The following is an 11,908-nucleotide window of genomic DNA, read 5'->3' as shown; positions in this document are numbered from 1 at the left end:
AATGACATTGGCGCCGAAGCGCTTTTTGATTATTTTACTTTATGAATCCAGTTGAACTTATCTGGAAGTTTACCCCATTGGATACCTGTTAAAGTATCATATAATTTCTGAGTTAATTCACCAGTCTTAAAGTCATTGATAAGAACTTCTTCACCCTTATAACATAATTCACCAACTGGAGAAATAACTGCTGCAGTACCTGTACCCCAAGCTTCTTTTAAAGCACCAGTACGTCCTGCTTCCATTAATTCATCAACACTTAGATGACGTTCTTCTACTTTATAGCCCCAGTCACGAAGAATTGTAAGCATAGAATCTCTTGTAACACCTGGAAGTACTGAACCTTCAAGAGGTGCAGTCACTACTGTATCGTTGATTAAGAACATGATGTTCATAGAGCCAACTTCTTCAACATACTTTCTTTCCTGACCATCTAGCCATAATACCTGAGTATAACCATGTTCTTCAGCTTTTACCTGAGCAGCAAGTGAACCAGCATAGTTACCACCACATTTAGTGAAACCAGTACCACCCTTTACAGCTCTTACAAATTCATCTTCAATCCAGATCTTAACTGGTGCAACACCTTCAGGATAATAGTTTCCAACTGGTGTTAAGATAATAACGAATTTATATTTATTTGCTGGATGAACACCAACACCTGGTTCAGTCGCAAACATGAATGGACGAATATATAGAGAAGTTTCAGGTGCAGTAGGAATCCAATCCTGTTCATACTTAACAAGAGTTTCTACAGCTTCTACGAAGTCTTCTTCTGGTAATTCAGCCATACATAAACGTTTATTTGAGTTTCTCATACGTTTTGCATTCATTTCTGGACGGAATAACTGAACATTTCCTTCAGGATCACGATAAGCCTTTAATCCTTCAAAAGTTTCCTGTGCATAGTGAAGGACCATTGTAGCTGGATCCATCTGAATTGGAGCATATGGTACAATACGTGCATCATGCCATCCTTTTTCAGAATCCCAATCATATACAAACATATGATCTGTAAAATATTTACCGAAGCCAAGATTTGACTGATCTGGCTTTTCTTTAAGAGTCTTTGCTCTTTCTACTTTGATTTCCATTATTAAAATCCCCCTTTAGAATTGTTCTCATTATAGTACTATCATTTACTAGATGCAATACAAAATGAGGAAATAATACAAAACAATTTATATAATTTATGGAAAACAGAAAAATAACACTAAATCACTTTAACATGCAAACTCTTTTCTAATACTGTAAGAGCAGCTTTTTCTAGGTTTTCATCAAAAGAAGCACATCCTTTTGTATCTACTTCAATTAAAGCTTCAGGAAGCGCACTCTTAATCATAATACAATTAGAAATCACACAAATATCAGTCACTACTCCTACTACTCTTACTTCTTCATAAGCTGTATCCTTTAATAAGTTCGCAAGCATTAAAGATGGGAAAGTATTTTTTTCAATCACTGTATGATTTCTACTTAAAGACTGCAATTCTCCATAAAGTTCATGTCCTTTTGTCTGTGAGATACAGTGAGGAACAGGTAAATTCTTACCTTCCTGTGACTCTAGATAGTTATTAAAGTGTGTATCTTTAGTAAACCAGACATCTTCACCTTCTTCTTCATATTTCTTTACTAATGAAATGATATAAGGGGCAATCTTGGTTGCTTTTTCAAATCCAAGTGCACCATCCACAAAATCATTCTGATAATCTACAACAACTAGTAGTTTCTTACTCATAATGAAACCTCCTTTTTTATTTATTATAAACCACTTTCATATGTTATAATAGAGCACAGAGAGGTGTTTTTATGGATAAGAATTTATTGGGTATGTATGATTTAAAAATTGAAAGATTAAAGAAAGCATTAGAAAGAAATAACATGACCTGTAATGTATTTAATACAGAAGAAGAACTTCATGATTATTTTAAAACAATTTTCAAGGACCAAAAGGTAGTGGCAGTAGGTGGTTCTATGTCACTTGATGAAATGCATGTATTAGATTTAGTACGTGCAAGTGATGTGAAGTTTCTTGATCGTTATGCTAAAGGATTAACTAAAGAAGAAATCAACGCAATACATCATGAAGCATTTAATGCGGATATTTATTTAACGAGTACCAATGCAATGACAACAGATGGCTGTTTATATAATATTGATGGCAATGGTAATAGAGTGGCTGCAATGATTTATGGACCTAAGGATGTTTATGTCGTTGCTGGTGTCAATAAGATTTTTGAATCAGAGGAAGAAGCCATTGATCATATAAAGAACGTGTCAGCACCAGCAAATGCGATTAGATTAAACCGTCAAACAGGCTGTGCTGTTACTGGTAAGTGTGTGAACTGTATGGCAGATCAAAGAATCTGTGCATCTTATGTCAAACTTGCACGTCAAGGAAACAAGGATAGAATTCATGTAATTATTATGAGACAGGAGTTAGGTTATTAATATGAAAGCAGGAATACTATGTCCTATCTCTGCACTACCATCATCTTATGGTGTAGGAGATTTTGGAAAGAACGCATATACATTTGTGAATCAACTAAAGAAATCAGATATAAAGATCTGGCAGATCTTACCACTTAATCCTTTAGCATATAGTAATTCGCCTTATCAGCCTTATTCATCTTATGCGGGTGATGAACTTTATATTGATTTAGAAGACTTAGTTAAAGATGGATTACTTGAAAAAGGAGAACTAAAAACATTTAATAAACAGGCTGAAACAGTGGAATATGAAGCTGTACGTGCATATAAAGAAGACTTATTAAGACTCGCTTATAAAAGATTTGAATTTAATGATGATTTTAAGCAGTTTGTGGAAAACAATAAATGGGTTGAGGGTTATGCATTATTTCGTACCTTTAAATTAACAAATGAGGGAAAGCCATGGACAGAGTGGCATGAGGAATATAAGGAGTTCCCTAAACATCAATCTTTTGAACTGTTACCTTTTGAAAAAGAAATCAATTATCAGGAGTTCCTACAGTACTATTTCTTTAAACAGTGGTATGCATTAAAGAAATATGCGAATGATCAGGGTATTATGATTATAGGGGATATGCCTATCTATGTAGGATTAGATAGTGCTGATTGCTGGTTAGATCAGGAAGACTTCTTATTAGAGGAAGATGGCACACCTTCATTTGTAGCAGGTGTACCACCTGATTATTTTAGTGAATTTGGACAGAGATGGGGTAACCCTATCTATGACTGGGATCACCTAGAAAAGACAAATTTCAAGTTCTGGATTGATAGAATTCATAGTGCGAATAAGCTTTATGATGAAGTACGTATTGATCATTTCCGTGGATTTGACACTTATTGGAAGATTCCAGCATCAGAACCTACTGCAGTAGTAGGGGAATGGGTAGAAGCACCAGGTTATGCACTATTTGACAAATTATTTGAAGAATATCCAGATACACATATTCTTGCTGAAGATTTAGGCTTATTAAGAGACGAAGTATATGAATTAAGAGATCATTATAATTTCAAGGGTATGTATATTTTCCAGTTCCATTACAAGGATGAATTTGATTTTGATAAGGTTGTTGTATATAGCGGTACACATGATAATGATACATTAATGGGATGGTATAATAATCTTGATAAAGATAGCTTAAAGGATGTAGAACTCTTATTAGATGGTTATAGGGAACGTAAATTACATCGTCAGATGATTCATTATTGTATGGATTTACCTGCTGAATCTGTCATTATTCCAGTATGGGATCTTTTAGGAGAACCAGAAACATCACGCTTTAATACTCCAGGTACTATTGGATCTCCTAACTGGGAATGGAAGATGTCTCGTTTTACAGAATTCAACAAAGAAATGAAATTCATGAAGAAAATCATTCATGATACGAATCGAGATGAAACTCTATGAAAAGAGCCATTGTATTAAGTGGTGGAGGATCTAAAGGAGCCTATGAAGCAGGTTTCTTACTTGCTGCAAAAGAATTAAACCAACATTTTGATATTGTGACAGGAACTTCTATTGGTGCGCTCAATGGTGCATTAGTCGCTATGGGAGACTATGAAGGATTAGAGTATACATGGAATATATTAGATATGGATCATGTCTTTAATAATGCACCTGATTTAACTGATTTAAGAGATGACTTTATGACAACTTCTTTATTTAATAAGGAAGAGGGAAGTAACTTGTCTGAACTTAAAGAATCCATTGCTCAGCAGACATCTCTTGCACAATCTTTTTTGAAACACTATTTTAAAAACAAAGGGGCAGACAATACACCATTTGTAGAACACTGCCGTGGACTGATGGATGAAGAACGTTTATTGTCTTCACCTATTGATTTTGGTATATGTACAGTGCAGTTTCCAAGCATGAAAGCATGTTATAAGACTAAATCAGAAATGGAAAAAGGTCATATGCTTGACTATTTACTTGCAAGTAGTGCCTGTTTTCCTGTCTTTCCAATGACAGAAATAAATGGTAATAAATATATTGATGGGGGATTTAGTGATAATCTTCCTATTGATCTTGCTTTAGATATGGGAGCTGATGAAATAGTCGTAGTGGATATGCATCTTATTCCAGTTCATCCACAATATATCAATCGTCCTTCTATTCTTTATTCATGTCCACCAGTTGATTTAGGTGGTTTTATGGACTTTAATAAGGATGCACTAGAAAGAAATAAGCGTTTAGGCTACTTAATGGCTTATAAATTATTTGGAAATTATGAAGGCAATCAGTATACTTTTCTTCCTTCAAATCAGACAGTATTTCATGATTACTATAAACAATTATTGATGATGGAAAAAGAAATGAGAGGATTCTTTAATAGTAATTCTTCAGAACTGACATCTTTATTATTAGAAGCCAATCATCAAATAATCTTAAATCTCAAAGATTATACATATATTACTTTAGATTTTATTGGAGAATTAATGGGCTTTGATGATTTAAAGGTTTATGCATTTGAAGAATACAAAAATATGATTCTTAATGCATTTGAGAAATATATGGAAAAGGATTATTTCCCTCAGGAACTAAGTCTGACAAAGGTGAATCTGTCTTTCTTACAAAATCATCTCAACAGAGAATCAATTGTAGGATTCTTTCTACATCAAATGAAATACAAGGAAACAATGGATATGAAGTCGTATTATACGTTTTGTAAAAAGGAATTAATGATGGCTTCATTGATTTATATATTAATGGGAGGTGGATCAAATGAACATCATTAAAAGGAAATGTCAGAAAGAAGATATAAAAGAAGTTGTTTCTCTTTTTAATGAAGTGATTGAAACAGGACTTTATCTTGAAGAAGACACACCTGTTCTTGATGATTTTATTGAATCAGCATCATATTGTGGTGTAATGCTTGATGATCATCTATTAGTAGGTGCTTATTTGATTAGATCTTTAGGAACTGGACATTGCAAGCATATTGCAACTTGTTCTTATGCAATTAAAGCTGACTATAAGAAAGAACTAGATAGTCTGATTAAGGACTCTTTAGAACAGGCATTTAAAGCTGGATATGCAATTATGCAATTAAATACAGTCACTAAAACATTAAAGACAGTTTTAGATACAGTAGGCTTTAAGAGTTTAGGAATGATTCGTGATGGCTTTAAAACGTCTAAAGGTGATTGTGAGAACACTTATGTTTTATATCGTACTCTAGATGAATCTATTTTAGAATGTAAGGAAAAACAGGACCCTATGTCCATTGAAATCAGTCATATCTCAAAGAAGATTCAAAATAGAGGAATTTATTGGATTGTATCAGAAGTCAAACATTATCGTATACAAACAAAAAGAGAATACTCTACCTTCGATTATCGTGATCTTCATTATCAATCAGAAGAAGATATTAAAAAATTTGTAGAAAATATTTTCCATAAGTATTATATTGAGAATGAAAAAAATCATGATACTGTGCATGTTTTATCCGTTCATACATCTAAGGATGATGCAGTAGCTGAATGGGTCAAGAGAGATGATCTAGAATTACAGAAGCAGATGACAAGCATGCATAGTTTTTCAAAGGGAGTTAAATAATGAAGGAACTGAATTATAAAAGAATTGGAATTTATCTTTTAGGATTATTGATTTTAGGCTGTGGTATTGATCTCAATACAAAGACACAATTAGGTGTGTCACCCATCATCTCTGTAGCCTATAATATCGCCTATCTCACCCATATTCCTATTGGTGTAATGACTTTTATCTATTATGTTTTACTTGTCATTATTCAATGGATTTTACTAGGTAAGAAGTTTGATTTTTTTCAATTCTTACAGATTCCTGCTAGTTTAGTAATAAGCTTTTTTATTCAGGTTTTTGATGGAGTTATTCCTGTCGCTTCTAGTTATTCAGCACGTTTAATGATGCTTATTCTTGCGATTGTAATTACGGGCGTTGGGGCATCACTCACTGTAGGTATGAAAATAGTACCTAATCCTGCAGATGGCTTAGCAAGTGTTATTGGAGAAAAGTGTCATAAAGGATTTGGTTTTGGTAAGAATCTCTTTGATGGTATTTCCATTGTAATATCTCTTATTATTGGCTTTGTCTTTACAAGTGGTATTTTGGGTATTGGGCTAGGAACCGTGATTTCTATGATCTTTACAGGTCGTGTAATTGCCTTGCTTGAAACAAGTGTTTCTAGACTATATTCTTCTGTCAGAGAAATAGAGTTTGCTGAATAAAGAAGATTAAAAAGGCAAATATGCTCATCTATGCATATCTGCCTTTTTTTGTGCTGAGCATGGCACTCATTCAGTCGGAGATAGTCCGACCACAGGTAATTACCGCCAAGTGTGATGAACTACAAGCCGATACTATAAAGGTTGAAGTGAAGGAGATACGTATCATCCTCAAGGCAGATGTAAATGGTGTATTAAATATCATGCGTAAAAGTAGCGTTGTGGATGTAAACATCCTATACAGTAGAGGCGAAGTGGACACGCAATAAGAATAAGGATTGCCTAACAATAGGTGGAGACTTAAATATCAATCTTCTTAAACGGATGCGTAAGCATCCTAGAAGTCTTGACTTCTAATACGGAGTATTAAGACGAGGTAGTTCACTATTAATCCTAAAATTTGGGTAAAAGAATAGGGGATAGACCTGGCTTGGTCAATCCCCTTAATTGCTATCAAAGTGAGTTTGAAATTATCATGTAAATGTAGCGCCGTATACAAGACTCGTTACGTACGGTGCAATGGGAGGCACAGTAATATTGATTAATCTTAGAATTGATTCTATTTCTCGTCTACCCTATTATGATTAATTGTCTAAGTCTTCACCGTTAGTTGCAATGACTTTTTTATACCAATCAAAAGATTTTTTCTTTATGCGTTTAAAAGTACCATGGCCATCATTATCTCTATCAACATAAATGAAGCCATATCTCTTTTCCATTTCACCTGTTCCATTAGAAATAAGATCTATACATCCCCAAGTTGTATATCCCATTAAATCAACACCATCTTCATCCACTGCATCTTTCATTGCTTGAATATGTTTCTTTAAGTATTCAATACAATAGTCATCTTGAATAGAACCATCTTCTTCAATCTTGTCTTTGGCCCCTAAACCATTTTCGACAATAAACAATGGCTTTTGATAACGATCATAAATTTCGTTCATAGTAATTCTTAATCCTAAGGGATCAATTTGCCATCCCCAATCACTTGTATCTAAATATGGATTAACAACTGAAGCAAAAATATTGCTTTCTGTTTGTTTTCCCTTGTCAGGATTAGCACTAGAAACACGAGATGAGTAATATGAGAAGCTAATAAAATCTACTGTATTTTCCTTTAAAATATTTACATCATTCTCTGCAAATGGTATTTCTGCATTTCTTTTTTCAATCCATTTTAAGGCATAGTTTGGGTAATAGCCTCGTGACTGCACATCAATAAACATATAACTTTCTCTATCATCACAAATTGATTTCCAATAATCTTCAGGATTACATGTTTCAGGATAATAAGAACCCGCAGCAAGCATACAACCTACCATATTTTCAGGATTTATCTCATGAGCTAATTTTGTGACTAGAGCACTTGCAACCAATTCATGATGTGCGCAGGTAATCATAGCTTGGGTTTTATTTTCACCTTCTTTAAATCTTAATCCTGCTGCTACAAATGGGAAATGAAGAATCATATTGATTTCATTAAAAGTGAGCCAGTATTTAACTAAACCATTATATCTTTCAAATAATACTTTAGCTAATTTAACAAAACAATCAATCATTTCTCTATTACGCCAGCCACCAAATTTATGAATCAAATGCATTGGGCAATCAAAATGATTAATTGTGACTAATGGTTCAATCCCATATTTTTTACATTCTTTAAAAATATTTTCATAAAATAATAATCCTTTTTCGTTAGGTTCCAACTCATCACCAAGAGGGAAAATTCTGGTCCAGGCGATAGATAACCTAAAAGTTTTAAAACCCATTTCTCCCATTAAAGCAATATCTTCCTTATAGTGATGGTAAAAATCGACGGCTTGATGACTTGGAAAATAATGATCATCGATTCGATCTATCCACTTTTCTCCAGTCCCAATCGCATAACGATCTGATCCATGGGGCATTAAATCTACATTGGCTAAACCACGACCATCTTCAAATATGCCACCTTCAACCTGATTCGCAGCAGTGGCACCTCCCCACAAGAATCCTTTTTTAAATCCCATATTAAGTTCCTCCTCTATTTATTTTGTCTCAAACAATTATAGCTACCTCCATATTGTTTGGCTTCCTGTCTATAGAATAGAGGATGAGATTAAAGAAAGCAAAAAAGTTTCCAATTTGGAAACTAGTCTTGTAATTCTAGCAATAGAATATCTATCATGTACTTAATGATATATTCACTGTATTTTTCATCGAGCAGGGGAACGATTATTTGTTTTTGACATAATGTAATACTTTCATTACATGTAATAAGCCATTGATCAACATGAGATTCTTTTATACGTTTAATGACACGCTTATTATAATGGAAAGAATGTCCATTTGTACTTAGTACAATTAAGATATCATTATCTAGAAAATGATAATCCTTGTTAAAATCAGCATCACATATAATTGTCTGAATATCATATATCTGAAGTTCTCTTTGGATATTATAACAAACAGATCTGACATCACCGTGTGCATATAAATATACTTTATTTGCTTGCTTGATATCTTGTACAAGTTTTTGAATTGACTTCAAATTAATATGATTGATCATATATTGGATATTTTGAATGAAATCTTTAGTAAAATGCATCACATTTGTTTCAAAACTTTGATGTGGGTTTAAGAATTTTTTTCTTTTTGAGATTAAATCTAAATATTGAATACACGCATTTTTAAATTCTTCATAGTTTTCATAATCTAATTTTCTTATGCATTTTGATACTTGACCTTTAGAAATTAAAGATTCTTTTGAAATGTCATCAATGCTTAGATTTGGAATTCTATGGATATTCTTTTTAATATAAAAGCATAATTCAAGCAAAGTTGTACTTGAAGAATGACTATTTAAATAATCGTTTACTTTATCTATAATCATTGTATCAACTCCATTCATACATTAGTTTATCATAAATGATCTTGAGTGACTATAAGCAGGGGATAGTGAAGCATTTTCAGTAATTATAAAAAATGATTTTGGTGAATAAAAAACACTTTAAAGGCAACGGTTGCAGTATTATAATGATTACTAGGTGAATTAGGAGGATGATTGATATGGTAAATATTATGTTGTGTTGTGCTGCAGGTATGTCTACAAGCTTACTTGTTGAAAAAATGAAGAAAGAAGCAGAGAAACAAGGTATTGAAGCAAATATCTGGGCAGTCGGTGCGAATGAAGCAAAAGCAAACGGCGCTAAAGCAGATGTTGTATTACTTGGCCCACAGGTAAGATATCTTGAAGCAACTGTTAAGAAGGAAGTAGCACCAACTCCTGCACAGTTAATTGATATGCGTTCATATGGTCGTATGGATGGTGCTGCAGTATTAAAGCAGGCTATGGACTTAATTGAAGCAAATAAGTAATGAAATCCGCATATGCGGATTTTTTTGTTTTATAATGGTAATAGAGGTGAGCATGATGGAAACAATATCTATTACCAATAGAGGGTCTATACGTAAGTTTGTGGATGATGTATTTATTGATACAATAGAAAATATCTATGCTTTATGTGATTTGAAAATATCTTATTATGGTGTAAGTATCGCATGTAAGAATACTGGTCAATTAAAGAAATATAAGAGAGGAAAAATATTACATAACTATCTATCAAATAATAAATTAGAAAGAATCAATTTCTTTTCAGTACCAGATGATTTTGTGACAGTAGCACATGATTATCTCCTCTCTATTTCTATTAACTATAAAAATAACTTTATGACAGCGACATTTGATAAAAATATAATCAATAATGAATGTATTGAAGAAATTAAAACCCTATTAGATACCTTCATGGAAAAAACCTATATGCAGGAAATGTATACGATGGATAAAGAAGAAACGCCTTTATTATATGCGATGGGAATTAAAAATGATTTCAAAACATTAAAAATACTATCAAGTGAAGCGGTGAAGGAGGACTGATTATGAATCTTCTTGTATTAGGAAATGGCTTTGATTTACTACATGGGTTACCAACAACCTATAAAGATTTTATCGATTTTACTACGTTATTTCGTATGTCGTTAGAAAAGAATGATATATCTCGTCTAGATTATGATTCACGTATGATAGATTTTATTCTTCATCTTTCTCTTGAATTATCCAATGAACTAGAATCTCTCATTAAAGATAATCTTTGGCTTATTCATCTAGAAAAAGAAACAATAGGAGAGGGCTGGAAGGATTTTGAAAAAGAGATGTCAGAAGTCATTCAAAAGCTTGATGCAATTAGATTAGAATGTGATGCGCAGTTTAAATCAGGACAGAAGGTCGCAAGAGTCAATGAGTATTTAGGCACATCTCTTCTTGATTTCTGGGGAGATCGTTGTTCTTTTGCTTCTATGGAACCTATCAAAGAACTAAGAGATATCCTCACGCATGATCTCTTACGTTTGACTCGATGTCTAGAAATATATCTAGATGCATTTGTGAACCACCTAGACACTCCAAAATATGTAGAAAAACTACAAGTATTGAATATAGATAAAGTATTAAGCTTTAATTATACGAATACATATGAACGTCTCTATGGTAATTCAGAAGTAGAATATGATTATATTCATGGTAAAGCAAATATTGAACATGATATAGAAACATGTGATCTAGTTTTAGGAATAGATGAATACCTCACAGGAGAACGTAAGGATCAGGATAATGAATATATTGAATTCAAGAAGTTCTATCAGCGTATTTTTAAACGTACAGGATGCCGTTATCTCACATGGTTGAAACAATCCCAGGAAGAACGCCTCAATATCTATATCTTTGGACATTCTCTAGATGTCACTGATAAAGATATATTGAGACAGCTTATTCTTGCTCGTCATGCACATACTACAATATTCTATATACATAAATCAGATTTGAAAAATCAGATTAAGAATCTTGTAAAGGTCATAGGAGAGGATGAACTGATTGAACGTGCCTATGGCTCTCATATCACAATACATTTCAAGAAGGTATAGAAAAGACTCCAATTAGGAGTCTTATTTAATATCGCTGAATAAATCAGTTGAATATACGTTGTTGTCAATTAATTCTTTAAAAGAAGCTTTTACAACAGGTGCATCTTCTTTATATGTTACACCAAACCATGAATCCTGTACTTCTAATACCTTGACACTTAATTTGTTTTCTCTTAGAAGTTCACCAATATAGATAGGTAATAAATATTCATCCTTTAGTGGATCCTTGATGTTTTCAAAGAATTCTACAAAA

Annotated in this window: 12 protein-coding genes and 1 pseudogene; 8 read left to right on the top strand and 5 right to left on the bottom strand. The window is 32.9% G+C overall.

What is annotated here, in order from left to right; translation table 11 throughout:
- Nucleotides 1–29 precede the first annotated feature (29 nt).
- On the bottom strand, nucleotides 30–1,094 hold the full coding sequence (locus QVO42_RS06780; RefSeq protein ID WP_006507057.1) for a branched-chain amino acid aminotransferase: 1,065 nt from the start codon (nucleotides 1,092–1,094) through the stop codon (nucleotides 30–32).
- A gap of 119 nt (nucleotides 1,095–1,213) precedes the next feature.
- Nucleotides 1,214–1,738 (bottom strand): cysteine hydrolase family protein, encoded by a 525-nt coding sequence (locus QVO42_RS06775; protein ID WP_022425387.1) that lies wholly within the window; start codon nucleotides 1,736–1,738, stop codon nucleotides 1,214–1,216.
- Between the two features lie 71 nt (nucleotides 1,739–1,809).
- Here QVO42_RS06775 and QVO42_RS06770 point away from each other — a divergent pair, with 71 nt between their 5' ends.
- Genes QVO42_RS06770 through QVO42_RS06750 form a run of 5 tightly spaced genes read left to right on the top strand, consistent with a single transcriptional unit; the run spans nucleotide 1,810 to nucleotide 6,696 of the window.
- Nucleotides 1,810–2,451, top strand: a complete 642-nt coding sequence (locus QVO42_RS06770; RefSeq protein WP_022425386.1) for a lactate utilization protein — start codon at nucleotides 1,810–1,812, stop codon at nucleotides 2,449–2,451.
- A 1-nt stretch (nucleotide 2,452) separates the two neighbouring features.
- Complete coding sequence (gene malQ / locus QVO42_RS06765) at nucleotides 2,453–3,895, top strand: 4-alpha-glucanotransferase (protein ID WP_022425385.1); 1,443 nt, start codon at nucleotides 2,453–2,455, stop codon at nucleotides 3,893–3,895.
- A complete protein-coding gene (locus QVO42_RS06760; RefSeq protein WP_022425384.1) occupies nucleotides 3,892–5,226 on the top strand; it encodes a patatin-like phospholipase family protein in 1,335 nt (444 codons plus the stop codon). Before malQ ends, QVO42_RS06760 begins: the two co-directional genes overlap by 4 nt.
- On the top strand, nucleotides 5,213–6,046 hold the full coding sequence (locus tag QVO42_RS06755; RefSeq protein WP_022425383.1) for a hypothetical protein: 834 nt from the start codon (nucleotides 5,213–5,215) through the stop codon (nucleotides 6,044–6,046). Before QVO42_RS06760 ends, QVO42_RS06755 begins: the two co-directional genes overlap by 14 nt.
- Nucleotides 6,046–6,696, top strand: coding sequence for a YczE/YyaS/YitT family protein (locus QVO42_RS06750; RefSeq protein WP_022425382.1), 651 nt, complete (start codon nucleotides 6,046–6,048; stop codon nucleotides 6,694–6,696). The genes QVO42_RS06755 and QVO42_RS06750 overlap by 1 nt, the downstream gene beginning before the upstream one ends.
- Before the next feature lie 581 nt (nucleotides 6,697–7,277).
- Here QVO42_RS06750 and QVO42_RS06745 read toward each other — a convergent pair.
- Nucleotides 7,278–8,705, bottom strand: coding sequence for a 6-phospho-beta-glucosidase (locus QVO42_RS06745; RefSeq protein WP_022425380.1), 1,428 nt, complete (start codon nucleotides 8,703–8,705; stop codon nucleotides 7,278–7,280).
- A gap of 122 nt (nucleotides 8,706–8,827) precedes the next feature.
- Nucleotides 8,828–9,568, bottom strand: a complete 741-nt coding sequence (locus tag QVO42_RS06740; RefSeq protein ID WP_022425379.1) for a MurR/RpiR family transcriptional regulator — start codon at nucleotides 9,566–9,568, stop codon at nucleotides 8,828–8,830.
- Nucleotides 9,569–9,744: 176 nt separating this feature from the next.
- Here QVO42_RS06740 and QVO42_RS06735 point away from each other — a divergent pair, with 176 nt between their 5' ends.
- The 3 genes from QVO42_RS06735 to QVO42_RS06725 are packed head-to-tail and all read left to right on the top strand — an operon-like array spanning nucleotide 9,745 to nucleotide 11,655.
- Nucleotides 9,745–10,053, top strand: a complete 309-nt coding sequence (locus QVO42_RS06735; RefSeq protein ID WP_022425378.1) for a PTS sugar transporter subunit IIB — start codon at nucleotides 9,745–9,747, stop codon at nucleotides 10,051–10,053.
- Between the two features lie 52 nt (nucleotides 10,054–10,105).
- Nucleotides 10,106–10,612 carry a hypothetical protein gene (locus tag QVO42_RS06730; protein ID WP_288164013.1) on the top strand — a complete coding sequence of 169 codons (507 nt, stop codon included), beginning with the start codon at nucleotides 10,106–10,108 and terminating at the stop codon, nucleotides 10,610–10,612.
- A 2-nt stretch (nucleotides 10,613–10,614) separates the two neighbouring features.
- A complete protein-coding gene (locus tag QVO42_RS06725) occupies nucleotides 10,615–11,655 on the top strand; it encodes a bacteriophage abortive infection AbiH family protein (protein ID WP_022425376.1) in 1,041 nt (346 codons plus the stop codon).
- Between the two features lie 21 nt (nucleotides 11,656–11,676).
- Here QVO42_RS06725 and QVO42_RS06720 read toward each other — a convergent pair.
- Nucleotides 11,677–11,908 (bottom strand): annotated as a pseudogene (locus tag QVO42_RS06720) (nucleotidyltransferase); the annotation flags it as partial.

Source organism: Catenibacterium sp. CAG:290 (genome assembly GCF_000437715.1).
GTDB lineage: Bacteria > Bacillota_I > Bacilli_A > Erysipelotrichales > Coprobacillaceae > Catenibacterium > Catenibacterium mitsuoka_A.
The sequence above is the reverse complement of the archived record's forward strand: the minus strand, read 5'-3'. Positions and strand labels throughout refer to the sequence as shown.